The 26,808-nt window shown below is 66.0% G+C and carries 25 protein-coding genes; 10 read left to right on the top strand and 15 right to left on the bottom strand.

What is annotated here, in order from left to right; all coding sequences use genetic code 11:
* Positions 1-17 precede the first annotated feature (17 nt).
* The 5 genes from BLR57_RS00595 to uvrB all read right to left on the bottom strand — a co-directional run bounded on the left by BLR57_RS00595 (position 18) and on the right by uvrB (position 6,931).
* Entirely contained in the window at positions 18-2,471 is a 2,454-nt protein-coding gene (locus BLR57_RS00595; RefSeq protein WP_089695422.1) for a ribonucleoside-diphosphate reductase subunit alpha, read from the bottom strand.
* A gap of 293 nt (positions 2,472-2,764) precedes the next feature.
* The gene (locus BLR57_RS00590; protein ID WP_089693099.1) at positions 2,765-2,950 is read right to left on the bottom strand and encodes a hypothetical protein; all 186 of its coding nucleotides are present in this window, start codon (positions 2,948-2,950) and stop codon (positions 2,765-2,767) included.
* A gap of 119 nt (positions 2,951-3,069) precedes the next feature.
* On the bottom strand, positions 3,070-4,149 hold the full coding sequence (locus tag BLR57_RS00585) for a sulfite exporter TauE/SafE family protein (RefSeq protein ID WP_089693098.1): 1,080 nt from the start codon (positions 4,147-4,149) through the stop codon (positions 3,070-3,072).
* Positions 4,150-4,483: 334 nt separating this feature from the next.
* Positions 4,484-4,867 (bottom strand): NUDIX hydrolase, encoded by a 384-nt coding sequence (locus tag BLR57_RS00580; protein ID WP_089693096.1) that lies wholly within the window; start codon positions 4,865-4,867, stop codon positions 4,484-4,486.
* Between the two features lie 3 nt (positions 4,868-4,870).
* Positions 4,871-6,931 (bottom strand): excinuclease ABC subunit UvrB, encoded by a 2,061-nt coding sequence (gene uvrB, locus BLR57_RS00575; protein ID WP_089693093.1) that lies wholly within the window; start codon positions 6,929-6,931, stop codon positions 4,871-4,873.
* Positions 6,932-7,128: 197 nt separating this feature from the next.
* Here uvrB and BLR57_RS00570 point away from each other — a divergent pair, with 197 nt between their 5' ends.
* The gene (locus tag BLR57_RS00570; protein ID WP_089693091.1) at positions 7,129-7,398 is read left to right on the top strand and encodes a DUF7553 family protein; all 270 of its coding nucleotides are present in this window, start codon (positions 7,129-7,131) and stop codon (positions 7,396-7,398) included.
* 291 nt (positions 7,399-7,689) lie between these two features.
* Here BLR57_RS00570 and BLR57_RS00565 read toward each other — a convergent pair whose 3' ends face one another.
* Positions 7,690-8,310 (bottom strand): transcription antitermination protein, encoded by a 621-nt coding sequence (locus BLR57_RS00565; RefSeq protein WP_089693089.1) that lies wholly within the window; start codon positions 8,308-8,310, stop codon positions 7,690-7,692.
* A gap of 110 nt (positions 8,311-8,420) precedes the next feature.
* On the opposite strand from BLR57_RS00565, the gene BLR57_RS00560 reads away from it, so the two are divergent.
* The gene (locus tag BLR57_RS00560) at positions 8,421-9,983 is read left to right on the top strand and encodes a stage II sporulation protein M (RefSeq protein WP_089693087.1); all 1,563 of its coding nucleotides are present in this window, start codon (positions 8,421-8,423) and stop codon (positions 9,981-9,983) included.
* 75 nt (positions 9,984-10,058) lie between these two features.
* On the opposite strand, the gene BLR57_RS00555 is transcribed toward BLR57_RS00560, so the two are convergent.
* Positions 10,059-10,913, bottom strand: a complete 855-nt coding sequence (locus tag BLR57_RS00555; RefSeq protein WP_089693085.1) for a sulfurtransferase — start codon at positions 10,911-10,913, stop codon at positions 10,059-10,061.
* Positions 10,914-11,174: 261 nt separating this feature from the next.
* Here BLR57_RS00555 and BLR57_RS00550 point away from each other — a divergent pair, with 261 nt between their 5' ends.
* Entirely contained in the window at positions 11,175-11,990 is an 816-nt protein-coding gene (locus tag BLR57_RS00550) for a sulfurtransferase (protein ID WP_089693083.1), read from the top strand.
* A gap of 1 nt (position 11,991) precedes the next feature.
* Here the strand turns inward: BLR57_RS00550 and BLR57_RS00545 are convergent, their stop codons facing one another.
* Positions 11,992-13,065, bottom strand: a complete 1,074-nt coding sequence (locus BLR57_RS00545) for an AI-2E family transporter (protein ID WP_089693081.1) — start codon at positions 13,063-13,065, stop codon at positions 11,992-11,994.
* A 153-nt stretch (positions 13,066-13,218) separates the two neighbouring features.
* Here BLR57_RS00545 and BLR57_RS00540 point away from each other — a divergent pair, with 153 nt between their 5' ends.
* The 4 genes from BLR57_RS00540 to BLR57_RS00525 all read left to right on the top strand — a co-directional run bounded on the left by BLR57_RS00540 (position 13,219) and on the right by BLR57_RS00525 (position 17,984).
* Complete coding sequence (locus BLR57_RS00540; protein ID WP_089693079.1) at positions 13,219-14,349, top strand: thiamine ABC transporter substrate-binding protein; 1,131 nt, start codon at positions 13,219-13,221, stop codon at positions 14,347-14,349.
* A 55-nt stretch (positions 14,350-14,404) separates the two neighbouring features.
* On the top strand, positions 14,405-16,138 hold the full coding sequence (locus tag BLR57_RS00535) for an ABC transporter permease (RefSeq protein ID WP_211603161.1): 1,734 nt from the start codon (positions 14,405-14,407) through the stop codon (positions 16,136-16,138).
* A 24-nt stretch (positions 16,139-16,162) separates the two neighbouring features.
* Positions 16,163-17,332 carry an ABC transporter ATP-binding protein gene (locus tag BLR57_RS00530; protein ID WP_089693075.1) on the top strand — a complete coding sequence of 390 codons (1,170 nt, stop codon included), beginning with the start codon at positions 16,163-16,165 and terminating at the stop codon, positions 17,330-17,332.
* Positions 17,333-17,438: 106 nt separating this feature from the next.
* Positions 17,439-17,984 (top strand): DoxX family protein, encoded by a 546-nt coding sequence (locus BLR57_RS00525; RefSeq protein ID WP_244509867.1) that lies wholly within the window; start codon positions 17,439-17,441, stop codon positions 17,982-17,984.
* A 98-nt stretch (positions 17,985-18,082) separates the two neighbouring features.
* Here BLR57_RS00525 and BLR57_RS00520 read toward each other — a convergent pair whose 3' ends face one another.
* Positions 18,083-18,763, bottom strand: coding sequence for a class I SAM-dependent methyltransferase (locus tag BLR57_RS00520; protein WP_089693072.1), 681 nt, complete (start codon positions 18,761-18,763; stop codon positions 18,083-18,085).
* Positions 18,764-18,900: 137 nt separating this feature from the next.
* Here BLR57_RS00520 and BLR57_RS00515 point away from each other — a divergent pair, with 137 nt between their 5' ends.
* Together BLR57_RS00515 and BLR57_RS00510 are read left to right on the top strand one after the other, a co-directional pair.
* The gene (locus BLR57_RS00515) at positions 18,901-19,350 is read left to right on the top strand and encodes a DUF2391 family protein (RefSeq protein WP_089693071.1); all 450 of its coding nucleotides are present in this window, start codon (positions 18,901-18,903) and stop codon (positions 19,348-19,350) included.
* Between the two features lie 164 nt (positions 19,351-19,514).
* On the top strand, positions 19,515-20,093 hold the full coding sequence (locus tag BLR57_RS00510; RefSeq protein WP_089693069.1) for a DUF7090 family protein: 579 nt from the start codon (positions 19,515-19,517) through the stop codon (positions 20,091-20,093).
* A gap of 57 nt (positions 20,094-20,150) precedes the next feature.
* Here the strand turns inward: BLR57_RS00510 and BLR57_RS00505 are convergent, their stop codons facing one another.
* The 5 genes from BLR57_RS00505 to BLR57_RS00490 all read right to left on the bottom strand — a co-directional run bounded on the left by BLR57_RS00505 (position 20,151) and on the right by BLR57_RS00490 (position 23,070).
* Positions 20,151-20,936 (bottom strand): DUF7089 family protein, encoded by a 786-nt coding sequence (locus tag BLR57_RS00505; protein ID WP_089693067.1) that lies wholly within the window; start codon positions 20,934-20,936, stop codon positions 20,151-20,153.
* The gene (locus BLR57_RS20005; protein WP_449271663.1) at positions 20,936-21,025 is read right to left on the bottom strand and encodes a hypothetical protein; all 90 of its coding nucleotides are present in this window, start codon (positions 21,023-21,025) and stop codon (positions 20,936-20,938) included. The genes BLR57_RS00505 and BLR57_RS20005 overlap by 1 nt, the downstream gene beginning before the upstream one ends.
* 140 nt (positions 21,026-21,165) lie before the next feature.
* Positions 21,166-22,035, bottom strand: coding sequence for an OapC/ArvC family zinc-ribbon domain-containing protein (locus tag BLR57_RS00500; protein WP_089693065.1), 870 nt, complete (start codon positions 22,033-22,035; stop codon positions 21,166-21,168).
* A 3-nt stretch (positions 22,036-22,038) separates the two neighbouring features.
* Positions 22,039-22,422, bottom strand: a complete 384-nt coding sequence (locus BLR57_RS00495) for a DUF2073 domain-containing protein (protein WP_089693063.1) — start codon at positions 22,420-22,422, stop codon at positions 22,039-22,041.
* A gap of 6 nt (positions 22,423-22,428) precedes the next feature.
* Complete coding sequence (locus BLR57_RS00490; RefSeq protein ID WP_089693061.1) at positions 22,429-23,070, bottom strand: Era-like GTP-binding protein; 642 nt, start codon at positions 23,068-23,070, stop codon at positions 22,429-22,431.
* Positions 23,071-23,949: 879 nt separating this feature from the next.
* Here BLR57_RS00490 and BLR57_RS00480 point away from each other — a divergent pair.
* Positions 23,950-25,683 (top strand): Cdc6/Cdc18 family protein, encoded by a 1,734-nt coding sequence (locus BLR57_RS00480; protein ID WP_394327560.1) that lies wholly within the window; start codon positions 23,950-23,952, stop codon positions 25,681-25,683.
* 261 nt (positions 25,684-25,944) lie between these two features.
* On the opposite strand, the gene BLR57_RS00475 is transcribed toward BLR57_RS00480, so the two are convergent.
* Positions 25,945-26,652 (bottom strand): S26 family signal peptidase, encoded by a 708-nt coding sequence (locus BLR57_RS00475; RefSeq protein WP_089695411.1) that lies wholly within the window; start codon positions 26,650-26,652, stop codon positions 25,945-25,947.
* Positions 26,653-26,808 lie beyond the last annotated feature (156 nt).

The following is a 26,808-nucleotide window of genomic DNA, read 5'->3' as shown; positions in this document are numbered from 1 at the left end:
GTCGTGTGGAGGGGGAGTTACTGGCAGGACTCGCAGGTCGGGTCTTCGACGCTCGGGAGGTCGCAGGCGTCGTCCGTGTCGGCCGCGTCGGCCGTAGTCTCGTCTCGATGTGTGTCGTCGCTAGCGACACCCTCGCTCCGCGTCTGGGTGTCGTCGTACTCGCGCATATCGAGCGTCGACTTCTCGATCTGGCTCGCGCCGAGCGTCCGCAGATAGTAGGTCGTCTTGAGACCGAGCCGCCACGCCGTCTTGTAGACGTCGTCGAGGAGCGAGCCGTCGGTCGACGGGAAGAAGACGTTGTGCGACTGGCTCTGGTCGATCCAGACGCCCCGGCGCGCTGTGAGCCGGAGCTGGTGCCGCGGGTCGATCTCGAACGCACCGCGGTGCAGTTCGCGGACGGACTCGGGAATCTCGTGGATCTCCTGAATCGAGCCGTCGTGGTATTTGATGCGGTCGCGTAGCTCGTCGCCCCACAGCCCCTCGCGCTTCAGGTCCGCGACGAGTCGCTCGTTGAGGACGGTGAAGTCCCCGGACATATTCGACTTGACGTAGAGATTCGAGTAGCGCGGTTCGATGGAGGGCGTCGTGCCAGCGATGGTCGAGATAGTCGCCGTCGGCGCGACCGCCATCGTGTTGGAGTTGCGCATCCCGTGGGCGGCGACGTGTTCCCGAACCGGCTCCCAGTCGAGGCGTTCCTCGGCGTCGACGGCGATCTCGCGGCCGCGTTCGGCTTCGAGCAGGTCGAGGGTGTCCTGCGGGAAGCGGTCGCGGTCCCACTTCGACCCCTCGTAGCTCTCGTAGCTGCCCCGCTCTTTCGCGAGCCGCGAGGAGTTGAGGATGGCGTGGTAGGCGACGAACTCCTGTAGCTCGTCGGCGACGGCGAGCGCGTCGTCGCTCGCCATCGGGACGTCCTGTTCGACCAGCGCGTCGTGAAAGCCCATGACGCCGAGTCCGACGGGTCGGTGACGCATATTGGAGCGTTCGGCGTTCTCCGTCGGGTAGAAGTTGAGGTCGACGACGTTGTCGAGCATCCGCATCGCCGTCTCGACGGTGTCGGCGAGCCGGTCGCGCTGAAGCTCCCCGTCGGCGACGTGCTTCGAGAGGTTGACCGAGCCGAGGTTGCAGACGGCCGTCTCCTCGTCGCTGGTGTTGAGCGTGATCTCGGTACAGAGGTTCGAGGAGTTGACGACGCCCGCGTGGTCCTGCGGCGAGCGAACGTTACAGGGGTCTTTGAACGTGATCCACGGATGGCCCGTCTCGAACAGGCGCGTGAGGGTCTTCCGCCAGAGGTCCGCGGCGTCGACGGTGCGGAACTGTCGAAGCTCGCCGTCCTCGGCCTGCCGTTCGTACTCGCGGTACAGTTCTTCGAACTCCTCGCCGTACGTCGAGTGCAGGTCGGGGACCTCGTCCGGCGAGAAGAGCGTCCACTCCTCGTCGGCCTCGACGCGCTCCATGAACAGGTCCGGAATCCACGCCGCGGTGTTCATGTCGTGGGTGCGACGGCGTTCGTCGCCGGTGTTGCGCCGGAGGTCGACGAAGTCCGGATAGTCGAGATGCCAACATTCGAGGTAGGCCGCGGCGGCCCCGCGGCGTTTGCCCGAGCGGTTGATGGCGGCGGTCACGTCGTTGGAAATTTTGAGGAACGGGACGGTGCCCGTCGACTCGACGCCCGTCGACTCGATGAGCGCGCCCGAGGCACGGAGGTTGGTCCAGTCGTTGCCGAGACCGCCGGACCACTTCGAGAGCTTCGCGTGTTCGTGATAGGAGCGGAAGATGTCGTCGAGATCGTCGGCGACGGTCGTGAGATAACACGACGAGAGCTGTGGATGGCTCGTCCCCGCGTGGAAGAGCGTCGGCGTCGAGTGGACGAACCGGAGCGTCGACAGGGCCTCGTAGAACTGCTCGGCGTAGGCCTCGCGCTCGTCGGGGTCCTCGCGGAGGGCGACGCCCATGGCGACGCGCATCCAGAAGACCTGCGGCAGTTCGAGGCGTTCGCCGTCGTTCGTCTTCAGGAAGTACCGCTGGGAGAGCGTCTCCATCGCGAGATAGTCGAAGTCGTCGTCTCGAGAGAGGACGAGCGCGTCGGCGAGGCGGTCGAGGTCGTAGTCGGCCATCCGCTCGTCGAGCAGGTCGGCCTCGACGCCGCGGGCGACGAGGTCGTGCAGGGAGTCGCGGTAGGCCTGCTCGCGGTCCTCACGGTCGTGGTCGCCGAGCACCTCGTGTTCGTAGCCTTCGCGGAAGGCGCGGGCGGCGACGGCGTCGTACGCCGGGTCGCGCTCGATGCGGGCACTCGCTGCGTCGACGACCGCCTCGTACGTCTCCTCGCGGGTTGCCCCGTCGTACAGGTTCCGTTCGACCTCGTCTGCAAGTCGGTCGAGCGCGTCGTCGTCGACGACGGATTCGTGTCCCGTCCGGGCACGGTCCAGAACCGCTCGGACGTCCGTTCGTTGTGGTGTCGTAGTCTGGCTCATGGTGTGTCGGTGTGTCGTCCGACCCGGACCGTCGGCGTCGACAGCGTCGCCACTCACGGGAGATGACGGGTCTCAGCCGTCGACGCGGCAGATCCGTCGGTCGGGCGTGGTCCGAACTGTTCGGTCCGACCGGGATAAATTTTTCCAACGCTGGTTTCAGTAGTACAATTGAACTTGTTTTGTGTGGCAGCCCGGCCGACGACGTGGCGGCGGTGCTCGGCGTGACAGGAGTCGCGGGTGATGGAGGGGGCAGCCGACGGAACGGCGACGGCGTCGGCTGTCGCGGTTGTGGCTCAGTCGCTCGTCACGTGGGTGACGGTCTCGACCACGAGATAGACCGGGACGAGCCAGAGGATGGCGATACAGAGCAGTCCGATTGCGGTCTCGACAGTACCGTTCATGCCCGTCGACGGGCCTTGGAGGACGTTGACAGCGACGAGAAACAGGATGAGGGCCTGAATCAGTTCGGAGGTGTTCATTCGACGGCCCGACGGTCGGCCACCGGCCGAAAGACAGTTTCGGTGCAACGGGTGACAACGCTCGTCGGACAGTCTTCGAAAAACGTCGGAGTGAACCGCGGAACCGCGGAACCGCGCCGTTACGCGATACCGGCGGCCATCAGGAACAGCGCGAGCGAGATGACGGCGAACAGGACGCCGACGAAGTTCTTGAGCGTGTCCGTGTCGAGTGCGTTCGAGACGTACGGCGCGATCTGGCCGCCGATGACCGTCGCGGGGACGGTGAAGACGACCATGTTCCACGGCGTCGAGGCAAGGCTCAGCGAGTGGCCACCGACGAGGCCGCCGCCGAAGACGTGGACGAGCGAGGCCAGGATGGCCGTGAGCGCGACGACGATGTGGTTCGTGCCGATAGCGACGCGGACGGGAACCTTCGTCGAGAGCATCGAGATGATGCCGAGTTCGCCTGCACCGAAGCCGGCGAGCCCTTGGAACGTCCCACCGATGCTGTAGTTGGCGAACCGCTTGAGGTAGCCCTGGCGGGTGTACTCGTAATCACCGCCCTCACGGTCGACGCGGGTGACCGTCCCGTCCTCGTCCGTGCGGACGCCCGCGGGACCGAGTTTGCCGGCGTCGTCCGGGAGGTTGGCGGCGACGCCGCCGTCGGCGGCGACTGCGTCTTCGTCACCGCTCGACTCACCGTGGCTGAGGTCGGTCTTGAACAGCAGATACGACGCGGCGAGCAGCGCGAGGCCGAGCAGCGCGTGGAAGATGACCTCGGGGATGACGAACGAGAGCAGCGCGCCGGCGACGACGAACGGCACCGCACCGGCGACGATGCTCAACGCCAGTCGGCGGTCGACGAGACCGTACTGGATGAACGCGACCGAAGAGCTGGAGAGGCCGAACGCCTCGCTGATGAGGCCGACCTTCACGATGGTCGCCGGGCCGAGTGGCTCGGAGAACACCGGGAAGATGAAGATGAGGAACGGCACGAACAGCGCCGACCCACTGATTCCCACGGTGTTGACGATGGTCGCCCCGAGCAGGAACGCCGGGAAGAGCCACCAGAATTCGAGCCAGTAGTTCGTGCCCACGTCTGCTGGTGTCGGTGCCGCGAAGAACACACCTACGACGAACAGCACCGGCGCGAGCAGGACGAACACGTGTTGATACTTCAGGAACGCCTTCTGAACGTGACTGTAGCGGTGAGAACTCATGGTTGTGGTTCTAGTGATGCTCAGTTGTCGGCTGCACTCGACGCGAGAGAGTGCAGTGCAGAAGTCGAGCCGTTTACCGGTGCACCAGCGGAGGCGAACCACACACGTGCTCTCACCACGGTCTCTCGGATGATCAATCGGGCAGAATTTCCGAGAGAACAGGAGCGGTGACAGTCGTGGCCGTCGCACTCGTCCGCCGAGTCGCGGGTCACGGTCGTACACGGAGGTTCCACTCCGTAGTAAAAAGTCTTGGTATTAGCCCGGGCCATGTGATGCGGAATCACACAACGATTGCCGGCAAAACGGCGTTTTTGCCGGGTTTTTGCAAAACGACTCAGTCCACGAACGCCCGCGCGACGAGTCCGCGTTCGTTCTCGTACGTCAGTCGGTCGAGCGCGGCCTCGGGCGTCAGCCACGCACGGTCGTCGACCTCGTCGTCGGGGTCGACGGCTCGCTCGTCGGCGACGTCCATATGCCAGATGAAGACCCCTTTGGTCCCTTGGCTCCCTGCGTCGTACTGGTACCGACCGGCATATCGGCCGCAGTCGACCGTGCAACCGGTCTCCTCACGGACCTCGCGAACCGCGGTCTCGACCAGCGTCTCGCCGTCTTCGAGCTTTCCTTTCGGCAGCGACCAGTCGTCGTAACGCGGCCGGTGGACGACACAGAGCGCGCCGTCGTCACGACGGAGCAAGCCGCCGGCAGCGAAGGTGACCACGAATTAAAACTCCGGCTCCGCCTCGGGTTCGATGCCGAGGTCGGCCGCGTTCAGGTCGAACTCCTGCTGTAACTCGCGAATCCGGTCGCGGATGTCGGCCGCGAGTTCGAACTCCAGATTGCTGGCGGCCTCGTTCATCCGGTCTTCGAGGAGTTCGACCTTCGCCTCCGCCTCCTCCTCGGTCTCGATGTCGTCGACGGAGGTGTCGGCGGTGTCGGTCTTGCTGCCGGGGAGGCTCATCTCGCCCACCTCTTTCTGGATGGTCTCGGGCGTGTAGCCGTGTTCCTCGTTGAACTCGGTCTGAATCTGTCGGCGACGCTGGGTCTCGTCGATGGCCGAGGCCATCGCGTCCGTCGTCTCGTCGGCATAGAGGACGACCTCGCCGTTGACGTTGCGGGCCGCGCGGCCCATCGTCTGGATGAGCGTCGTCTCCGACCGCAGGAACCCCTGCTGGTCGGCGTCGAGGATGGCGACGAGCGACACCTCGGGGATGTCCAGCCCCTCACGGAGGAGGTTGATGCCGACGAGGACGTCGATGTCGCCGAGTCGCAAGCTCCGGATGAGTTCGTGGCGTTCCAACGTGTCGGTCTCGTCGTGCATGTAGGCCACGTCGACGCCGGCCTCCTCGAAGTACTCCGTCAGGTCCTCGGCCATCCGCTTGGTCAGGGTGGTGACGAGCACGCGCTCGTCGCGTTCGACGCGCTCGTCGATGCGGGCCATCAGGTCGTCGACCTGCCCCGTCGCCTCCGAAATCTCGACCTTCGGGTCGACGAGGTGCGTTGGTCTAACAATCTGCTCGACGATCTGCTCGGACTCCTCGCGCTCGTAGTCGCCCGGCGTCGCCGAGACGTAGAGCGTCTTATCCGTCTTCTCTTGGAACTCCTCGAACGTCAGGGGGCGGTTGTCGTACGCCGTCGGCAGCCGAAAGCCGTTCTCGACGAGCGAGTCCTTCCGGGACTTGTCGCCCGCGAACTGGCCCTTGATCTGCGGGAGCGTGACGTGAGACTCGTCGACGACGGTGAGGAAGTCGTCGGGGAAGTAGTCCAAGAGAGTGTAGGGAGCCTCGCCGGATTCGCGGTCGGACATATGGACCGAGTAGTTCTCGATGCCCGAGCAGTAGCCCGTCTCTCTGAGCATCTCCAGGTCGAACGTCGTCCGCTCCTCGATCCGCTGGGCGGCGACGAGGTCGCCCTGTCGCTCGAAGTAGCGCACGCGGTCCTCCATGAGTTCCTCGATCTCCTGGCAGGCCTGTTCGAGTTGGTCTTCGGGGATGGAGTAGTGCTCTGCGGGGTGGATGAGGACCGCTGGCTCTTCGGATTTGACCTCGCCTTGGAGCGTGTCGATCTTCATCATCCGGTCGATCTCGTCGCCCCAGAACTCGATGCGGACGGCGTAGCGGCCGTACATCGGGAACACCTCGACCGTGTCGCCGCGCACGCGGAAGGTGCCCTGCTGGAAGTCGACGTCGTTGCGCTCGTAGTTGAGGTCGACGAGCCGCGCGAGCAGCTCGTCGCGGCCGACGTCCTCGCCGACTTCGAGTTCCATCGCCATGTCGACGTAGTTGGTCGGGTCACCGAGACCGTAGATAGCCGAGACGCTCGCGACGACGATGACGTCGTCGCGGGTGAGCAGCGACCGAGTCGCGGAGTGGCGGAGTCGGTCGATTTCTTCGTTTATCGACATATCCTTGTCGATGTAGGTGTCCGTCTGTTCGACGTAGGCCTCCGGCTGGTAGTAGTCGTAGTAGGAGACGAAGTACTCGACCGCGTTGTCCGGGAAGAGGTTTCTAAATTCTTCGTACAGTTGCGCGGCGAGCGTCTTGTTGTGTGCGAGGACGAGCGTCGGCTGTTGGACCTCTTCGATGGTCCACGAGACGGTGTTGGTCTTTCCCGACCCCGTCACGCCGAGCAGCGTCTGTTTCTGCATCCCGTCGGCGTAGCCCCGCGCCAACTGCTCGATGGCTTCGGGCTGGTCGCCGGCAGGGTCGAACGGCGCGTCGACGCGGAAGGGGCGGGCGGCCCCCGGTCGGTCCGGAGAGAGCGGCCCGGAGTCTGTGTCGCTCACGTTGACCGACGTTGGAACCGGAACCACTTGACCCGCTCGCTTGTGCGAGTCACCGCGCGAACGGACGCACGTCGGCCGAAGGCAGAGCGGCACTCACGGGTCGTTTCGCCGGACTGTCCTCACGGCCGACTGTCACAGACCGCGGCGAACCTCGCCAGCGACGAACCACTTTCCTTCTGGGTGCTGTAGTGGCCACTATGCCACGCGAAGAACTCCAGACAGCGAGCGACACTCTCCGACAGGCCGCCGAACACGTCGACGAGGAAACACAGAAACGGCTGCACGAGCAGTCCGAGCAGCTGGCGACGCTGGCGGTCCGCGACGCCGACCCGGACCACGGCCGCCTCGACCGCCATATGAACGCGCTCTACGAACTCGCCGGCGACCTCGACGGCGAGGCCGAAGAACTCGTCCGCGACGCCCGAAACTCGGTCAAAGAGTACCGCAAGACGGTCCCCGGCGTCTGAGCAGAGCACCGGAAACCGAGCGACGAAAGCGCGACAACCCCCCTGTTTCGAGTGGAACTATTCATTCACTGAATTGTGAGTAGCCGTGTCGCGGTGGCGGTGCGGAGTGAGCCGTGCGTCGTCGTGCGTTGCGGTCGCGGTGCGGAAGCCGGTGCGGTCGCGGTGCGGATGCGGAAGTCGGATCCCGTGTTGTACCGCAAACGAGGCCGTCAGGCCGAGCTTTGCGGCTTTTTTGGCCGAGCTTTTTCAAGGAGCGGTCGCCGAAGGCGACCCGACGTAGAAAAAGGTCGTTCAGCAGACGTTCTTCGGCTTCACGCCCATGCTTTCCAACGTCTCGACGTAGTGGCCGTAGGCAGCCTCGATAGTGGCGTCAGCGGCGGCTTTGGCTGCGTCCCACTCCTCGTCGGTCTCGCAGGCGTCGTCGAGTGCGGCGAGCGCGGCGTCCAGATGGTCGTCGTAGTCGTCGCGCAGCCCGCGGAACGTCGAGGCCGACTGGGGGTCGGCGTCGCCGACGAAGAAGCCGACGAGCTGTTCTGCGGTCTTCTTGGTCGCGAGCGTCCGGCCGACGAGGCCGCCGAGGCGGGCGTGCGTGTCGTCGAAGCCCTCGAGCGTCTCGTAGAGCGGCCGTGTCGCGTCCGGGTCACCGGCGTCGGCACCGATGGCATCGAGGTGAGACTCGGCGTCGGCGGCGACGTCGGCGAAGACGTCGGCAGCGGCTGCGTCGTCCTCGCTGTCGGCCCACTCGGCGAAGACGCGGGCGGCGGTGGTCGCCTCGTCGTGGGCGGCCCGTCGGACGTTCGGGGCGTCCATCTCGCCGCCGGTGAGCGCGTAGAGGGCTTTCGAGGAACCGAGTCGGGAGAGGGCGGTCTCGTGGTCGTCGCGAAGCGTCTCGGCGAAGGCGGATGCGTTCATACACCGGCGTACTCCCGCCGGTCGCTTGTAGCCATCGGCACGGGTGGGATTCGCCGAGAGCTGGGAGCCGGGGGAAAGAGATAGGCGGCTGCCACGAGAGGGAGACAACTGTGACACTCGCCTCCGCCCTCCGCTTCGGGGTCGCCCTCCCCGTCCGCTACGCATGGAACGTCCTCCCGTTTTACCTGTTGACGACCGGCGCGGCCGTCGCGGGACGGGTCCCGTTTCTCGCCGCACTCGGCGTCGTCGTCGGTCTCCTCCGGGTCGACGGCAGACTCGAAGCCCTCGTCCGCGCCGCCGACAGCATCGAACCCGACCAGCTCGATCCGGCGAGCCCCCAATCGCTCCCGCCGGAGTTGACCGACGCGCTCGCCAATCTGGCGTCGCCGACCGTCTTCGCCATCCTCGGCTTGGGGGTCCTCGCCTCCGTGGTGCTCTTCGTGGTGCTGCAGAGCGTCACGACCGCAGCGACCCTCTCGGCACTCCACGCCGCCTTCGACGGGCGAGCACCGCTGACCGAGGGCGTCGCCGGCATGAGCCGTTGGCGAACGTTCCTCGGTCTGACGCTGCTGCGTGCGGGCGTCTTCCTCGTCGGCGGCGGGCTGCTCGCGCTGGGCGTGGGTCTCGGTGCCGCCGCCGGCGGCGTTGCAGGCATCCTCGTCGGCGTCGTCGTCGGTGGGCTCGCCTTCGTCTTCCTCCTCGTCGTCTGGCTCGGGCTGTCGTTCGTCGGCCCGGCCGTCGTCGTCGACGACGTGGGCGTCCTCGGGAGCGTCCGGGCGAGTCTCGGATTCATCCGGCGCAACCCGCTGGACTTCCTCGGCTACGTCGTCGTCAGCCTCGGCGTCGGACTCGCGTTCGCGACGGCCGCGGGGCTGGCCAACGTCGTCGGAACGCCACAGCTCGTCGCCGCCGGAACGCCGCTCGTCGTCGGCCCGGTGCTCGGCGGCTTCCAGATGGCACTCTACGCTGGCGAGCGTGGCGACACGGCCGTAGACGCAGCTACGGATGGTGAGACGGCGCGCGAAGAGTGGGAAGACCCCACAGGTGCTACCGGTGCCGACAGTCGGCCGTCGGTCCGCGAGCGCGTCGGAGTCGGTCTCGGTCGCGGCTGGCGCGCGCTCGGCGCGTTCGTCGTCGGCCATCCGACCGCGAACCTGCTGTCGGCCGTGCTGTTGGCCGGAAGCGTCGCCGTCGGCTGGTTCCTGACCGCACCCTACGGTGTCGCGTTCGACCCGCCGGGTGATGTCGCGGGGGTCTTCGGGACCATCGCAGTCGGCCCGTTCCTCAACATCGCGGCCAACAACTGGCTCGTCGCCGCGGGCGGCAGCTACGGCGGTCTCGCGCTGGGCGTGCCGACGGTCGCCTCGGTCGTGTTCAACGGCGTCCTCATCGGCGCGCTCGCGGGGCTGTTCGACCGACTCGCGTTCCTCGCGCTCGTGGCTCCGCACGGCGTCATCGAGTTGCCGGCATTGGCAGTCGCTGGAGGACTCGGACTCCATCTCGGCCGTGTCGGCTTCGACGGCCTGCGCGGACGGCTGTCGGCGGCCGACGTGGGCGACGAACTCGGCCGGGCGTTCGAGGTGCTCGTCGGACTGGCCGTCGTGTTCGTCGTCGCCTCGTTCATCGAGGCCTTTCTGACGCCGCGCATCGCGGCGTTCGTGCTGGGCGGCTGAGGTTGGATGGCTCCGGGGAGGCCGGAGCTGTCGCTCGCGGGTGAGAGAAAAAGACAGAATCCGCGACTCGACGAGTTAGTTGCCCTTCTCGATGGGCGCGCCGACGAGGTTGCCCCACTCCGTCCACGAGCCGTCGTAGTTCACGGCCGAGTCGTAGCCGAGCAGTTCGTGCAGCGCGAACCAGGCGACCGACGAGCGCTCGCCGATGCGGCAGTAGGCGACGACGCTGTTGTCGCCGGTGATGCCTTCGTCTGCGTAGAGTTCCTGCAGCTCGTCGAAGGACTTGAACGTCCCGTCGTCGTTCGTGACTGCGGCCCACGAGATGTTCTTCGCGCCGGGGACGTGGCCGCCGCGCTGGGCGGTCTCCTGCAGGCCCGGGGGTGCGAGGATCTCGCCGGAGAACTCCTCGGGCGAGCGGACGTCGACCAGCGGAATGCCGCGGTCGATGGCCTTCTCGACGTCGTCGCGGTAGGCACGGATGTCCTCGAACGGACCGCGTGCGGTGTAGTCGGTCGCCGAGAACTCCGGGACCTCGTCCGTGGTCGGATAGTCGTTGTCGAGCCAGTAGTCGCGACCGCCGTCGAGCAGCTTGACTTCGTCGTGGCCGTAGTACTTGAACTGCCAGTAGGTGTAGGCGGCGAACCAGTTGGAGTTGTCGCCGTAGAGGACGACGGTGTCGTCGTCACTGATACCGTGAGAGCCGAGGAGATCCTCGAAGTCCTCCTTCGAGAGGATGTCACGGGTGTCCTGGTCCTGCAGCTGTGTCTCCCAGTTGAAGCCGATGGCACCGGGCGCGTGGCTCTCCTCGTAGGCCTCGGTGTCCACGTCGACTTCTACCAGCCGGTAGCCGGAGTCGTCGCTCTGGAACTCGTCGAGATGGTCCTCGACCCACTCCGCGGTGACGAGGACGTCGTTGGCGTAATCAGACATTGCAGCCACACATACAGCACAAGGCCGTATAAGCCCATTAGCCAGGGCATAGTTCGCCTCACCTGCCGACTCCCGGTCAATGTTGCCGCATCGTTGTCGACGGCAGCGTTCGGGACTCGCTGGCTCGGTTCAGGGATAAACGACACGAACGGATACCACAGCGACGCGAGCGATAGCGCACAATTTTGCCGCTATCTCCGACAGCTGGCTCGTGGTGTCGAAAGCCCGAACGCTAAGGCCGACCGTGGAGTAGCCGGGAGTATGTACGAGAACCTCGTCGTGTCGGCCGACTGGCTGGCCGACCATCTCGACGACGTCCGCGTCGTCGACGTCCGCGACGCCTGGGAGTTCGACGGCATCGGCCACGTCCCCGGCGCGGTCAGTATCCCGTTCGACTCCTTCCGCAGCGACGTCGGCGACGAGGGGATGCTTCCTGGGACTGCTGTCTGGACCGACCTGATGAACGAGGCCGGTATCGACGAGGACGACACCATCGTCGCCTACGACGATACCCACGGGGTCTTCGCCGCGCGCTTCCTCGTCACCGCCGAACTCTACGGCCACCGCGACCTCCATCTCCTGAACGGCGACTTCAGTGCCTGGAGCCGCGAACACGAGGTCGAACGCGAGGCTCGGGAGTTTCCCGAGTCGGAGTACGCGGTCCGCGACCCCGAGCACTCGCCGCTCGTCGGCTACGAGTACGTGTTGGACGCCGTCGACCGCGTCGCCGACGCCGACGCGGCAGGCGACGGAGCCGGAGACGACGTCGTCATCGTCGACACCCGCGAGCCGGAGGAGTACGCGGAGAGCCACGTCCCCGGCGCGGTCCAACTCGACTGGCTCGAACTCGTCGACGACGACTCGCGCGGACTGAAGCCACGTGCGGAACTCGAATCCATCCTCGCCGACCGCGGAATCACACCCGACAAGGAGGTCGTCCTCTACTGCAACACGGCCCGCCGTATCAGCCACACCTACGTCGTCCTCCGACAGCTCGGCTACGAGCACGTCGCGTTCTACGAGGGCAGCCTGACCGAGTGGCAAGAGCGCGGCGGCCCGGTCGAGCGCGAGGCGTAAGTCACTCCGTCGTCTCCGTGGACTCCGACCCCGTTCCGGCGTCGGGTTCCGTCGGTGTCGTCGGTGTCGACGGTGCCGATGGTGCCGACTGCGCCGGGTCGAGTTCGGCCGCCAGCAGGTTCGTCAGCTCGACGACGAGCGCGACGGCGAGCGGCCCGGCGATGAAGCCGATGGGTCCGAGGCTCAACACGCCGCCGACGAAGCCGATGAAGTAGAGACTCCCCGGGAGGTTCGCGGTCTCACGCGCCAGCCGCGGTCGGATGAGGAGGTCGGGGAGCGAGGCGATGAGCACCCCGCCGGCGACGAAGACGAGGATGGCTTGGACGATATCGCCGACGACGACATGCCAGCCCGCGAGCACCGCGAGCAGGACGCTCGGGCCGACGACGGGGATGAACTGGAGGACGGCCGCGATGGTCGCGAGCGTGAGCGGGAAGTCGTAGCCGAGCAGGAAGAAGATCGGGAGCGCGATGAGGAACGTCCCGACTGCGGTCGCCGCCTGGAGGACGTAGATGGCGAAGAGCGTCTCGCGCGTCCGGCGGTCGAGTGCCTCGGCGACGTCGTGGTACTCCGCCGGGACGAGCGCGAGCATGGCCGCGCGTGCCTCGGCCTGGTGGTAGACGAGCGAGTAGACGAGCAGCCCGAACAGCATCAGCTTGATCAGGAGCACGGGCGCGGCCGTCGCGACGGTCCGCGCGACCGACCGTCCGAAGCCGACGAGGACGGCCGACACCTCGTCGAGCGTGACGCTGTAGGTGAACCCGAACAGTTCGACGAGTATCTCGTCGGGGACCGATTCGAGGACGGCGATGACGCCGTCGAGCCGGACGGCGAGGATGACGACCAGCGGGGTGGCGAGGACGACGGTGGCGAGAAACGCCGCGAGCGTCGCGAGCAGGCTGGCCACCCGGGGCGACAGTCCCCGAGCGGTCAGCTGGTGACGGAGCGGCAACAGGAGGTAGGCGACAGTGATAGCGAAGAAGACCGTCCCGAGAACGCCCGAGAGGAGCGCCGCAGCGACGACTGCCGTGAAGACGACCAATCCGCCGAGGACGTACTGCCGGGAGGCTTTCACACCTCCTGGTGGAGACGTGGGGCAAAAACGGTTCCCCCGGACAGACTGTCCGGTTCGACGGAAACAGTCGGAGCGAAGCGGCGCGTGACGGGTCGGTCCGACCACGCTTCCCAACCACGCCGCCTAAGTATCACTCGGTACAATCACGGGGTAATGAGACGACGGACGTTCCTGCGGTCGACAGGTCTCGGCGCGGCCGCGCTCGTCGCGGGCTGTACGGCACAGCAAGACGGCAGTTCCGGCGACGGGACGGCCGAGAACACCGGGACGACGGCGGAGCCGACGGGGACGACGACGGGTGGAGGCGACGGTGGAGAGACGCTGACGGTCGCCACCTACAGTGCCTTCGTCGACGCCCCGAGTTCCAGCCCCGGCCCGTGGCTGAAAGAGCAGTTCGAGGCCGAGACGGACGCGACCATCGAGTGGCAGACGCCCGAGAACGACCTCAACTACTTCATCGAGCGGCAGCTGCAGGGCGTCGAACCGGGCGCGGACCTCTACGTCGGACTCGACACCAACACGCTCATCCGCCTCGACGAGCGGCTGGACGAGCCGCTCTTCGCGCCCGTCGAGTCCGGCGCGCTCTCACGACGCGACGAGGTGAAGTCGGGCCTGGAGTTCGACCCGCAGAACCGGGCGGTCCCGTACGACACGGGCTACATCTCTCTGGTCTACGACGAGAACCAAGCCACGGCTCCCGAGACCTTCGACGGTCTCCTCGACCCGGAGTTCTCGGGCGGCCTCATCGCCCAGAACCCCACGTCGAGCACGACCGGGCGGGCCTTCCTCCTCCACACGATCAAGGCGAAGGGCGAGGACGGCTATCTCGACTACTGGCGGCGGTTACAGGACAACGACGTGCGCGTCCTCGGGACGTGGTCCGACGCCTACGCCGCGTACTCCAACGGCGAGGCCCCGATGGTCGTCTCCTACTCCACCGACCAGGTCTACGCCAACGCCGAGGGCGAGGATCTCAGCGAACACCAGATCCGGTTCCTGAACGGGCAGGGCTACGCCAACCCCGAGGGGATGGCGCGCTTCGCCGCGAGCGAGCGCGTCGAACTCGCAAACCAGTTCATGGACTTCGTGCTCCGCCCGGAGGTCCAAGCCGAGATCGCCGTCCGCAACGTCCAGTTCCCGGCGACGACGACGGCCGAGTTGCCGGAGTCGTTCGCGCAGTACGCCCGCCAGCCCGAAGAGCCCGTCACGTTCACCTACGAGGAACTGAAGGGCAACCTCACCGAGTGGACCGACGCGTGGGCGCGACAGTTCGCGAGCAAGTGACGCCGTGACGGACGAGTCACGGAACGAATCGGCGCGGCCGACGGGGCCGGGGGGGCTGCTGGCAGCCGCCCGCGACCACGCCGAGCGACGCGCGCTGACGCTCGTCGCCGGAGTGACTGCGGTCGTCCTGCTCGTCCTCTTCTACTATCCCATCGCGACGGTCTTCGCCGACGCGGTGCTCGTCGACGGCGCGCTCTCGGCCGCGCCGCTCCTCGACGTGCTCTCCGACCGGTTCTACCTCGTCGACATCCTCTGGTTCACCGCCAAACAGGCCGCGCTGTCGACGGTCGCCAGCGTCGCACTCGGCCTGCCGGGCGCGTGGATACTCTCACGCTTCGAGTTCCGGGGCCGAGAGACGCTGCGCTCGCTGACCATCCTCCCGTTCGTCATGCCATCCATCATGGTCGCCATCGGCTTCGTCGCCATGTTCGGCCGGAACGGAACGCTCAACGCCGCGCTCGCCGCCGTCGGTCTCGGGCCGGTCGAACTGCTCTACACCCTGGAGGCCATCGTCGTCGCCCACGCGTTCTACAACGCGCCGCTCGTGACGCGCGTGACGACCGCGGCGTGGGAGAGCGTCGACGCCCGGACCGTCGAGACGGCCCGCAGCCTCGGCGCGAGCCCGTTCCGAGCGTTTCGCGACGTGGTGGTACCACAGCTGCTGCCCGCGATACTCGTCGGCGCGACGCTGACGTTCGTCTTCACCTTCGCCTCCTTCCCCATCGTCCTCGCGCTCGGCGGCTTCCAGTTGGCGACGGTGGAAGTCTGGATCTACAAGCTCGTCGGGGAGTTGAACTACGCCGAAGCCGCCGCGCTGGCGGCGGTCGAGACGGCCATCTCCCTCGGGCTGACCTACGCCTACCTCCGCTACGAGGGGCGACAGACGGCCGCCGGCGAAGGGGCACACACCCAGCCGCGACGGTCGCTGCTGCCCGGCCCGCTGTCGGGGTCGTCGCGCTCGTCGCTTGTGGCGTCGCTCCGAGAGGTGGGGACCCGCCTCGCCGTCGTCGGCTACGGTCTCGTCATCCTCGTCGTCTTCGTCGGGCCGATCGCGAGCATGGTGCTCGCGAGCGTGACCGGGCCGAACGGCGGGCTGACGCTCCGACACTACGAGTTTCTCCTCCAGCGACAGGCGACGGGTGCGAGCTACCAAGTCAAGCCGTTGCCCGCGATTCGGAACTCGCTGGTCTACGCGTTCGGGTCGCTCGCAGTCGCGCTGCCGATGGGCGTCGTCATGGCCGTGTTGACGACGCGACGGTTCCGCGGCCGGAAGCTCATCGACGCCTTGGCGATGGCCCCGCTCGCGGTGAGCGGCATCGTCGTCGGTCTCGGGATGCTCAGAGGGCTGGTCTTCGGGCTGGAAGTCGGCGGGACGCGGATTCAAGTGACGGGCACGGTCGCCGTCGTCGCCGCCCACGCCGTCGCCGCGTATCCCTTCGTCACGCGCAACGTCGCGCCGCTGCTCGGCAGTTTGGACTCGCGGCTCGTCGAGTCGGCCCGGAGCCTCGGCGCGTCGCGGACGCGGGCACTCTGGGACGTCGAGTTGCCGCTGGTGTGGGCGGGCGTCGTCGCCGGGGCGGCCTTCGCCTTCGCCATCAGCATCGGCGAGTTCGATGCGACGGTGATATTGGCCTCCGGGTCGGGCAGCTACACGATGCCCGTCGCCGTCGAACGCTTCCTCGGTCGCCGTCTCGGCCCAGCGACGGCGATGGGCTGTGTGCTGCTCCTCGTCACGAGTCTGAGTTTCGTCGTCATCGAACGCTACGGAGGTCGGTGGGGCGATGTCTGAACGCCGGAGGGAGACTGTCTGACCATGTCCGAGATTCACCTCGATGCGGTGTCGAAACGCTACGGCGAGACGACCGCGCTGCGCGACGTCGACCTCGACGTCGCCGACGGCGAGTTCTTCACGCTCGTCGGTCCCTCCGGCTGCGGCAAGACGACGACACTCCGACTCGTCGCTGGCTTCGAGTCGCCCACCGAGGGACGCGTCCGCTTCGACGACGAGGACGTCTCGGGAGTTCCACCCGAAGCGCGGGGGGTCGGCGTCGTCTTCCAGAACTACGCGCTGTTCCCGCACATGAGCGTCGCCGAAAACGTCGGCTACGGCCTGCGGTTCTCAGACCCGCCGGGCGACGAGTCGAAGGCCGAGCGCGTCGAACATCTCTTGGACCTCGTCGACCTCGACGGCATGGGCGACCGCGAGCCGGGGCAGCTCTCGGGCGGCCAACAGCAACGGGTCGCACTCGCCCGCGCGCTCGCACCGGGTCCGCGGCTCCTGCTTCTCGACGAACCGATGAGCGCGCTCGACGCCCAGTTGCGCGAGCGGCTGCGGCTGCAGGTCAAGGAGATCCAGTCGGAGTTGGGAATCACGACGCTCTACGTCACCCACGACCAGGAGGAGGCACTCGCCGTCTCCGACCGTGTCGCCGTCATGCACGACGGACGGGTCGAACAGGTCGGCACGCCGCGGGACGTCTATCACCGGCCGGAGACCCGGTTCGTCGCCGAGTTCGTCGGCGACAACAACGTCTTCGAAGGAACAGTGACCGAGTTATCAGTTTCTCCAGACGAAACAGAGGGGTCGGCCGTCCGTGTCAACGTCGGCGGCGAGACGGTTAGACTCGGCGTCGACCCCGCGGAGCCACCCGCCGTTGGCGACGCCGTCACCTTCTGCGTCCGACCCGAGCAGCTGCGGGTCGGCAGCGGGGAGAACCGCTTCACGGCGACCGTCGAGCGCACGGAGTTCCTCGGCGAGGCGACACGGGTTCATCTCGACTGGGACGGTCGGTCGGTGCTGCTCCGGACGACCGGCGGCGTAGCAGCAGGCGATGTCGAGGCGGCCGACAGCGAGGTGGCTGGTGTTGAGGCGGCCGACAGCGAAGTGGTCGGTGTTGAGGCAGCCGACAGCGAGGTAACCGATGTCGAGGGGGCCGACGTCCAAGTCGGCTTCGACGCGGACGCGGTCCACTGGCTCGGCTAGCCGTTCGGAGCCAACGGCAGTTGGCAGTTTACACGCCGGACCGGCGTGAATCCCAGTCTGTGAAAACCGGGCTGCAGTTATAACGGCATTCCTGCCCTACGCCCAAATGGAGGAAGCACCAATGACGACGAGACAGTTGGACGCCGAGTTGTTCGGGAGAACCGTGGAGTTCGATTACTCGGAGCAGTGGTTCGGCTACGCTCTGCTCGGACTCCGGCTCGTGATGGGCTGGACGTTCTTCTACGCGGGCATCACGAAGGTGTTGAACCCCGACTGGACCGCCGCGGGGTTCCTCATGAACGCGATTCCCCAGGGTAACCCGTTCGCCGGGTTCTGGCCGATGCTGGCGAACAACTACGTCGCCATCATCGACCCGCTGAACGCCTGGGGGCTGACCCTCGTCGGCCTCGCGCTGCTCGTCGGCGCGTTCGTCCGCTGGGCGGCGCTGTGGGGCGCGGTGATGATGGTCTTCTACTGGGCGGCCAGCCTGCCGCTGGCGAACGGCCTCATCATCGACAGCCACATCGTCTACGCGATGCTGCTGTTCGGGCTGGGCGCGTTCGGTGCGGGCCGCCTGCTCGGGCTCGACAGCATCATCGAGAAGACGGATATCGTCCAGCAGACTCCGGCACTCCGGCTGTTCCTCGGCTGAACGGGACGGCCTGTTCGGTCGACGGGAGCAGCTTGGTCGGTCGACGAGAGTGGCCGATTCGGTCGACGAGAACTGCCGGTTCGCTCGTGTGACTCTTTTTACGGGACGACGCCGACCGTGAGCAGCGTGCCGTAGGTCCGATAGCGTTCGACCATGTCCTCGCGTGTCTCCCAGTCGTCGGTCGGGAAGGCACTGGCGGGCGGGATGTCGATGTCCGTGTCGGGGATGTTGTCCTGTTCGGCGACGTGGAAACCAGCGTCGCGGAAGGCCGCGCGGTACTCCGCGGCCGACCAGCGGGTCATCTCGACCTCGATGAACTCCTGCCACTCGTGGGAGTGGACGTTCTCCTCGTAGTAGTTGACCGCACAGAAGAACGTCCCGCCGGGCTTGAGCACGCGAGCGATCTCCGAGAGCGTGTGTTCGGGGTCGGCGGCGTAGTAGAACGCCTCCATCGACCAGACGTGGTCGACGCTGTCGTCGGCGAACGGCAGGTCGTCGAAGTCGCCGACGAGGAAGCCGACGTCCGTCTCCTCCGTGTATCCGCGTGCGTTACCGACCATCTCGGGGGAGCCGTCGAGCCCGTAGCCGCGGCCCGCACCCTTCGTGTCGCGAAGCGCGCGGAGCGCGTAGCCGCTGCCGGTGCCGAGGTCGAGGACGACGTCGCCCTCCTCGACCGGCATCCGAGCCAGTGCGTGCTTGGCGGTGTGCCAGTGGCGGTCCTCCATGCCCTTGTCGCGGCCGTCGGCCGCCCAGGCGTCGAACTCGTCGCGAACGCTCATACCGGAGGGTCGGTCGGGGGCGGTAAAACGGGTTCGGAGCGGTTTGACGGGGAGTGAAGGAAGCCAGGTGGAGATGGCAGTCGGCCGCCGTCGTCACGGCGAACGCCTTTTAACCACGACCGGACGTAGAGAGGGGCATGGTCCGCGTCGGGAGACACCGTCGATTCAAACTCACAGACACCGCCCAGCAGGTCGTCGGCGGCTTCCTACTGGCGGGACCGTTCGTCGTCACCGACGAGGTGTGGGGGCTGGCGGTCGGCATGGAGTGGTATCAAGCCATCATCAGTGCCGTGCTCGTCCTCGCCATCGGCTACGGCGCGCTCTACAAGGCCGACGAGGACCGCGACCCCGACCGCGAGGTCGAGGTGGGCGGGATTCCGCTGCGGTTCATCTCGCTCGTGCTCGTCTCCTACCTCTCGGTGTTGATTCTGGCCTTGTCGTTCGACGCGCCCGCGACGCTCATCCCGAACCACATGGAGGCCGCCGACATCACCTTCCGGACGCAGGTGTTCGTCACGCTGAAGGCGATGACCATCGGCTCGGTCTTCAGCGTCATCGGCGCGGCGACCGCCGACAGCGTGTTCTAACTCCTGTCGTCGACAGCGTATTTCGAATCCTCGTCGTCGGCAGCGTGTTCCGGGTCTCCGTTGGCGACAACGTGTTTTACCGTACCCATCACCGACACGTCCGTGTGAGACGAGAACACCGCCGCGGCCTGTATTCTTAAGTTCGTTCGCGTGATTGGTCGCTTATGGAATACGACCTCGCCATCGAGAACGCACCGGACACGATTTCCGGTGGAACGTGCCTACTGCTTCTGCACCCGAGTATCGGCGAGACCGACCGCATCGACACCGAGTTCTTCAAGACCGACACCGACGCCTTCTTCGTCATCTCGACACGGACGACCGCCCGTGAGGTCGAGCAGAAACTCGAATACTACGACGTCGACGAGTCCCGCGCCGTCATCCTCGACACGCTCTCGGTCGAACGCGGCTACTCGCGGCGCGGTTCGCCGAACGTCCACTACGTCTCCTCGCCCGACGACTTCGACGGCATCGTCGCTCAGACGCGCGACTTCCTCGAAACCCACGACGGAAAGATCCGTGTCAGCGTCGACTCCGTCACCGAGATGGCCTACTACGCCGACGTCGACCGCGCGCTCGACGCGACGGAACAGCTCATCGAACTGCTGAAGGAACACGACGCCGTCGGCCTGTTCCACCTCTCGAACGAGGTCCACGACGACGCGACCGTCGACCGCTTCCGCGAGCTATTCGACGGCGTCGTCACGCTCGACCAAGACGGCAGCGTCAGCTACGACGGGTAACGACGAGCCTCGGGGGGAAGAGTCGAAAGGCAAAGAAACGACGCCGCTGGCGACGACTCAGTCGTCGACCAACTGCTCGAACGTCTTCTCGGCCCACCGAACCGCGTAGCTCGGGCCGTATTCGGCGTACGCAGCCGTATCGAGTGCCGAGAACGGCGCGGGGAGGTCAAGACCGTGTTTGACCGCCGAGCAGGCGAACTCCGTCGCGTCGGCGAAGTCGGTCTCGCCGCGAGCGACGGCTCCCGGCAGGTCGGCGAGTCGCCCCTCCAGACGCTCGCCCGCATCGACCCAGGCGGCGTGGAGCCGCGGCGAGTCGTCGTCCCACGCGGCGAACGTCTCGCGGGTCTGTAGGCCCAGCCACGCCTCGTAGAGCGCGGCGGCGATTTGATAGACGTCGGCCGGACCGAGCGGGACGGCCGCGTCGAGGGCGCGGTACTGCTCCCCGAAGAACGGCAGAAAATGTTCGGGTGCGTCGAGACCGATCTGGACGAACGCCTCCGCGAAGAGGAAATCGAGGAAGTCCTCGGGCGTCCCCTCCGCGCGCTTCTTGGCGATGACTGTCGGCGGGACGGTCTGGCGCGTCCAGACGACGGTGCCGTCGCCCGGCATCCCGATGGTGAAGTCTCCCCCGGCGTAGCGCGCGAGCAGGACCGGGGCGTCGTCGGGTAACCACTCGGCCGGATAGCTCGCCGGGTCGAGCGAGTCGACGACGAGACCGAGATCCTCGGCGGCCGCCGGTGGGATCGTCTCGAAATCGGCCGCTGCGTCGAGGACGAGACAGTCGGGGGCGTGGGCCGCCCGCACCGCCTCGAGGTCCTCGGGGAGCGACCGTGTCTCGAACATCAGGCGAAGACGATACCGAACAGGATGAGGATACCGATGATTCCAGACACGCCGACGGTTCCGAGCACGATCTTGGTCGCTTGGCTCATGGTGTCACGGTCTGCACCGGTCCGCTTAAACCCTTCAATCTGTGGTGGGGACGGCAGTCGACGACTGTGAGGGCAATGGGAACAATCGGTGACGACGAAAGCAAAGGAAACAGTCGGCGATTACGAGAGTGAAGGGGCGGTCAGCGGTCGTCGTCGTCGCCTTTCCAACTGTCGGCGACTTCGATGACGTACCGGCCGTCCTCACGCAGCGAGATGATGTACTCGTCGCGGTCGTACAGTTCCATCAGATTGAGTTCGTACTGACCGGGTGAGAGGATCTTGATGCTCTCGAACTGGTCGTTCAGCTCCTCGCGTAGCTCCGAGAGGTCCGGCCTGTCGTCCGAACTCGGCTCGATGACGGTGCCGTCGGCCTCGTCCGCGGGAGGCTGCCGGGCTGCCGCCTCCTCTGCCTCGTCGCGTGCGGCCGAGAGTTCCTCGGGGGTCACGACGTCGCTCCGCGCGCTCGCCTGGGCGTGGTCTTCGGTCTCGTCGGCAGCGGGAGGTTGGGATTCCGACGCCTGCGAGGACGGGTCCGTCGTCGACTTATTCGCGGGAGACGACCTGTCCGTCGTCGGGTCGTCCGCTGGGGTCGGTTCGTCGGCTGGGGTCGGCTCGTCGGCTGGGGTCGGCTCGTCCGCCGGGAACGACACGTCGGTATCGGTCGTCGCAGTCTCGCCGGCGTCACTGCCGGTGTCGGCAGTAGCCGTCTCGTCACTGCTACCTGTTCTGTTGCCGACCCATTCGCGGACGGAGGAGCGAGCTTTCGCGGCCGTCTCGGCGACCCCGCCGCGGTCTTCCGACTCGTCGTCCGTGGCTGGTGACGGGTCGACCGGCTGTGGCGAGGCCGCCGAGTCGGGTGCGTCGGCGGAGTCACCGGCGTCAGCGGCCGAACGAGCCGCGCTGCTCGGTTGGAACTGGAACTTGTTGCCGCCGCATTCGGGACAGCCCGAGAGCATCTGCTTCGAGCCGTCGTCGAACGTCTTCCCGCAGTTCGTACACTGGTGTGGCATCGACTATTTCCGGGAGACGAGCGCGCTGATGAGGTTCTCGTCCTTGTGGAGCGTCTCGATCTGGTTCGCGGGACCGATGACGGTCAGTTTCTTCGTCGACTCTTTGCCCATCAGCCGCCCGAGGAAGCTCTGGTCGGCGGTCTGTGACTTCGGATAGGTCTCGATCTCGATCCCGTTGAACTCGTCGGGGCTGATCTCGGTCATCGTGACCTCGATGAGCTTCGATTCCTCGTCGGGCGACAGGCCCTCTTCGAGGATGACGATGTTGCCGTCGCGGACGGTGTCGAGGATGAGCCGGATCTTCTCCATGCTGCGCAGGCCGTCCATGCGCGCGCCGCTGATGAGGTCGATCTGGACCCCGTCGGTGTCTGGTGTCGTTTCAGCCATCGGAACTCACCCGAAGTACTCCGCGATCTTGTCGTAGACCTCGTCCATGTTGTCGCCCTCGAGTGCCGAGAGCGGAATCGTCTCGTGCTGCGGGAAGGCGTTGGCGATACGCTGGATGTTCGAATCCTCCAGGTCGACCTTGTTGGCGAGGATCAAGACGGGCAGGTCCTGGCTCTCGATGATGCCGATGAGCATCGTGTTCACCTGCGTGAACGGGTCGGTCGAGGAGTCGAGCACGTAGATGACGCCGTCGACGTCCTCGCGGAGCCAGTGCATGGCCTCGGCGACGCCTTCGGTGGCCTCGCGCGAGCGCCGGATGGCGTCGTCTTTCTCCATGTCGTGGTCGAGGAACTCGTTGTAGTCGACCTTGGTCGTCACACCGGGGGTGTCGACGACGTCGATGGTGACCGAACGGCCGTTGCGTTCGATAGTGACGTTCTCCTTCCGGCGAGCACGGCGCGTTTCGTGTGGAATGTGACTCTCCGGGCCGACGGCGTCACCGGTCCAGTCGCGGGCGATACGGTTTGCGAGGGTCGTCTTTCCGGCGTTCGGCGGCCCATAGATACCGATCCGCTTCGGTTCGCTGGCCGAGAACAGTCCTTCGGTGACCCGTGTAATACTGTCTCTAAGTTCTGTGAGCAGTCCCATCCTATCCTCCCGCTCCTCACGTGTAACCGGTTTACCGTGGAGGGGCGTATGCGGGTATAGCGTTACCGCGCTTACTTAAACACTGCGTCAGACATCCTTCATCCACTAGATACGTGTGTCGAAGAAAACCGCCCGCCGGGACACGTGTCGTCAGGAGCAGCGACCAGACAGCTGTATAGCCGCCAACTCTCGGTAAATCCAGTGTTGTCGGAGGTGTGTCACCAAGGGCTCCGTGAGAAGTGTCTGTTCCGTGGTGTTTTGGGCGACGAGGGGGGTCTGCATCGGTCGGATGAGCCGAGGTGGTGTCGTCGGACGGTGTTCTAGGTTGCCGTGAGAGAGCCCCACACGAATGGCAGGGGGTCGGCCGACCACCCCCCACCCCCTCGTTTCGGGTGGAACCCCCCGAAGGGGTGGGTAGTCGGCTGTCGCTGGGCCGTTCTCGTGTTTCTTACCAAACAACTCTCCCCTAGATGTATCTCTTTGTCTTGCAGTACGGGTTCTGTTTTAGCACGATTGTAATAAGCCTTCGCCATTCTAGGAGGCCATCCCGAGACCCCCACCCCCTCTCACACGGCTCTCCACCCGAAACGAAGGGGTGGGGGGCTAGTCCCACTCGTGACAAGAGTTCGTCATCGTTGAGGGAGCGAGACACCGACATCGTCTGCACCTGAAACTGTGGCGTTTCGCCCCGTTCACCGGGCCTCTGGTCCGACTCGTCGTTCAGAGGGAGAATCTTTTTGTACCACCTGTTCGTCTGGTTCGTCTGCATCAACTGGACACGCCGTCCGACCGGAGACGCCGATTTCCTCTCGATATCCGGCCCTTCACGGCTGTAGACGGTCGGCGCGCTGCGTGCTCCACTCGAAACAGGGGGGTTCCATGAACAGAGAAGACACACACATCGACGCGGACGACGAGGCGGCCGAACCGGACGAGCCGGCTGAGCCGACGGACCAACAGACCACGGACGACGAGGCGAGCGAGTCGACGGACCGACTCGACTCGGTTCAGGAAGCTGACGACGACACGACACCGATGGACTCGGTAGACCTGTCGGCGACGGATTCAGTAGACGTGTCGGCGACTGATCCACCAGAGACGCCGGCGACTGATTCGACAGACACGCCAGCGACGGACCTGACGGGTTCGTCGGTGGCGGACGCATCACCGACGGACACGCCGTCGACCGTCGACCTCGACGAAGTCGTTCTCGACGACACTGCCGGCGACAGCAAGGGACTCTTCGACGATCTGCTCTCCGGCGAGCCGATCTTCGAGAACAAAGAGGTCCTCCGACCGTCGTACACGCCACACGAACTCCCGCACAGAACGGACCAGATCAACCAGATGGCGACCATCCTCGTCTCGGCACTCCGGGGGGAGACGCCGTCGAACATCCTCATCTACGGGAAGACGGGGACCGGCAAGACGGCGAGTGCGAAGTTCGTCAGTCAGGAACTCGAATCGACGTCCCAGAAGTACGACGTCCCGTGTGAGGTCGAGTACATCAACTGCGAGGTGACCGACACGCAGTACCGCGTGCTCGCCCAACTCGCGAACAAGTTCATCGAGAAGAACCACCAGGTCATCGACGACGAACTCGACTCGCTTCGGAGCCTGCGGTCGGCCGCACGCGACGATCCCGGCCGCCTCGACGACACGGATTTCGCCGACCTCGACGCCGTCGACGACCGCATCTCCGAACTGGAACGGGACCGCAGCGACATGGAGACCGTCCCGATGACCGGGTGGCCGACCGACCGCGTCTACTCCACCTTCTTCGAGGCCGTCGACTACAACGAGCGCGTGGTCGTCATCATGCTCGACGAGATCGACAAACTCGTCGAGAAGTCCGGCGACGACACGCTCTACAACCTCTCGCGGATGAACTCCGAACTCGACAACTCGCGCATCTCCATCATGGGCATCTCGAACGACCTGAAGTTCACCGACTTCCTCGACCCGCGCGTGAAGTCGAGTCTCGGCGAAGAGGAGATCGTCTTCCCGCCGTACGACGCCAACCAGCTCCGAGATATCCTCCAACACCGCGCGGACATCGCGTTCAAGACCGACGCGCTCACCGAGGACGTCATCCCACTGTGTGCCGCGTTCGCCGCACAGGAACACGGGGACGCCCGGCGCGCGCTCGACCTGCTCAGAACCGCGGGCGAACTCGCCGAGCGCAGTCAGGCCGACACCGTCGAGGAGACCCACGTCCGACAGGCCCAGGACAAGATCGAACTCGACCGCGTCGTCGAGGTGGTCCGGACGCTCCCGACCCAGAGCAAGATCGTCCTCTTCTCTATCATCCTCCTCGAGAAGAACGGCGTCCACAACATCAACACCGGCGAGGTGTTCAACATCTACAAACGGCTCTGCGAGGAGATCGACGCCGACATCCTCACCCAGCGACGCGTCACCGACCTCATCAGCGAACTCGACATGCTCGGCATCGTCAACGCCGTCGTCGTCAGCAAGGGTCGGTACGGCCGTACCAAGGAGATCAGCCTCTCGGTCCCCATCGACGAGACCGAGGCCGTCCTCCTCTCGGACTCCCGACTCGGCAACATCGAGGACGCCCAGCCGTTCGTGCAGGCGCGGTTCGACAACTGAGCGGCTATCGGTGCGGTCACCGTCATCGGGTGCTCGTCGGAAGTCACTGTTCCGTCCACCGCTCACTGAACTCTGTTCCGTCCCTCTCCACTCACCGAACTTTTGACTGTCCTGCCGCAATGCCGCCACAACGCCACTGTTTCCACTCGAAACGACACCGTCTCACAAGCGAAGTTGGCTACTGTTTGTGAGTGAGTTCCACTCGAAAGAGAGGGGGTTGCCGCCGTTCACCAGACTCCGTCACCTGAGCGGTACGACCGTCTATACGCCGACAGCTGTCGCGTTGGCTGGGGCTGTTGTCGAAACCGTGGTCGCGTTCGCTGGCGTCGAACCTGCGGTCGCGTCGGCGACAGCGACCGACGATCCGGCCGCCATCTCCACACCACCGGCCGGCGGCGTCGCGAACGCCGCGCCGGAGAAGCCGAGGCGGACCCAGCCGAGATACGGAATCCGGACACGAGCGACGCCCTGCACCCACTCGGGTCGGACGGGTGAACTGATGCCGTTGGCCTGGTCGTACTCGGCGTTGGCGTCACCCTTCGTGATGAATCCCGCGTGCGGGGCCGGGCAGTTCAGGAGCTGTTGGCAGTTATCGGCGCGGATGTAGTCCGGATTGGCCTGGTCGTACCAGTTCTCCCCGTCGTCGACCCAGAAGCGAGCGCGGTGGATGATGGGTGGCCCGAACCGCTCGGGATTGTCGTAGACGACGACCGAGCCGAAGGACCCGAAGGTGCGGTAGTCGGCGGCTTCGCCGTCTTCGTAGGTCACGACGCCCGTCTCGTCGCGAGCGGCGTCGGGGGCGAACCGTCCGGGTTCGGTGATGAAGATGAGGTCGCCCTTCTCCATGTGCGGCTCCATGCTGCCGCTCTCGACGGCGACCATCGGGGGCCAGACGCCGCTGATAGAGAACAACAGGAGTCCGACGAGGAGGACGGCGACGACGCTCGTCAGCAGTTCGCGGACGAACATCAGGGGGCCCGTCTGGGCCGTGCGGAACCGCGTGAGAAGCGAGTCCTCCGAGCCGTCCTCGTCGGCCTCGCGGGACTCACCGCCCGACCGAACCGTCGCCGTCGGCGGGGAGTCGTCGGAGGGCGGGCGGCTGTCACCTTGGCTCATTCACCCGTG

This window comes from Halogranum gelatinilyticum, from assembly GCF_900103715.1.
Classification (GTDB): domain Archaea; phylum Halobacteriota; class Halobacteria; order Halobacteriales; family Haloferacaceae; genus Halogranum; species Halogranum gelatinilyticum.
Note: the sequence above shows the minus strand (reverse complement) of the source record. Positions and strands in the feature narration are given on the sequence as shown.

What these genes read in the sequence shown, in the direction of transcription:
- BLR57_RS00550 (WP_089693083.1), top strand. Translation starts at nt 11,175, where the DNA reads ATGTACGAGAACCTCGTCGTGTCGGCCGACTGGCTGGCCGACCATCTC.
- BLR57_RS00530 (WP_089693075.1), top strand. Translation starts at nt 16,163, where the DNA reads ATGTCCGAGATTCACCTCGATGCGGTGTCGAAACGCTACGGCGAGACG.
- BLR57_RS00505 (WP_089693067.1), bottom strand. Translation starts at nt 20,936, where the DNA reads ATGTTCGAGACACGGTCGCTCCCCGAGGACCTCGAGGCGGTGCGGGCG.
- BLR57_RS00565 (WP_089693089.1), bottom strand. Translation starts at nt 8,310, where the DNA reads ATGAACGCATCCGCCTTCGCCGAGACGCTTCGCGACGACCACGAGACC.
- BLR57_RS00490 (WP_089693061.1), bottom strand. Translation starts at nt 23,070, where the DNA reads ATGGGACTGCTCACAGAACTTAGAGACAGTATTACACGGGTCACCGAA.
- BLR57_RS00520 (WP_089693072.1), bottom strand. Translation starts at nt 18,763, where the DNA reads ATGAGCGTTCGCGACGAGTTCGACGCCTGGGCGGCCGACGGCCGCGAC.
- BLR57_RS00495 (WP_089693063.1), bottom strand. Translation starts at nt 22,422, where the DNA reads ATGGCTGAAACGACACCAGACACCGACGGGGTCCAGATCGACCTCATC.
- BLR57_RS00500 (WP_089693065.1), bottom strand. Translation starts at nt 22,035, where the DNA reads ATGCCACACCAGTGTACGAACTGCGGGAAGACGTTCGACGACGGCTCG.
- BLR57_RS00590 (WP_089693099.1), bottom strand. Translation starts at nt 2,950, where the DNA reads ATGAACACCTCCGAACTGATTCAGGCCCTCATCCTGTTTCTCGTCGCT.
- BLR57_RS00555 (WP_089693085.1), bottom strand. Translation starts at nt 10,913, where the DNA reads ATGTCTGATTACGCCAACGACGTCCTCGTCACCGCGGAGTGGGTCGAG.
- BLR57_RS00595 (WP_089695422.1), bottom strand. Translation starts at nt 2,471, where the DNA reads ATGAGCCAGACTACGACACCACAACGAACGGACGTCCGAGCGGTTCTG.
- BLR57_RS00570 (WP_089693091.1), top strand. Translation starts at nt 7,129, where the DNA reads ATGCCACGCGAAGAACTCCAGACAGCGAGCGACACTCTCCGACAGGCC.
- BLR57_RS00585 (WP_089693098.1), bottom strand. Translation starts at nt 4,149, where the DNA reads ATGAGTTCTCACCGCTACAGTCACGTTCAGAAGGCGTTCCTGAAGTAT.
- BLR57_RS00525 (WP_244509867.1), top strand. Translation starts at nt 17,439, where the DNA reads ATGGAGGAAGCACCAATGACGACGAGACAGTTGGACGCCGAGTTGTTC.
- BLR57_RS00480 (WP_394327560.1), top strand. Translation starts at nt 23,950, where the DNA reads ATGAACAGAGAAGACACACACATCGACGCGGACGACGAGGCGGCCGAA.
- BLR57_RS00515 (WP_089693071.1), top strand. Translation starts at nt 18,901, where the DNA reads ATGGTCCGCGTCGGGAGACACCGTCGATTCAAACTCACAGACACCGCC.
- BLR57_RS00475 (WP_089695411.1), bottom strand. Translation starts at nt 26,652, where the DNA reads ATGTTCGTCCGCGAACTGCTGACGAGCGTCGTCGCCGTCCTCCTCGTC.
- BLR57_RS00540 (WP_089693079.1), top strand. Translation starts at nt 13,219, where the DNA reads ATGAGACGACGGACGTTCCTGCGGTCGACAGGTCTCGGCGCGGCCGCG.
- BLR57_RS20005 (WP_449271663.1), bottom strand. Translation starts at nt 21,025, where the DNA reads ATGAGCCAAGCGACCAAGATCGTGCTCGGAACCGTCGGCGTGTCTGGA.
- BLR57_RS00510 (WP_089693069.1), top strand. Translation starts at nt 19,515, where the DNA reads ATGGAATACGACCTCGCCATCGAGAACGCACCGGACACGATTTCCGGT.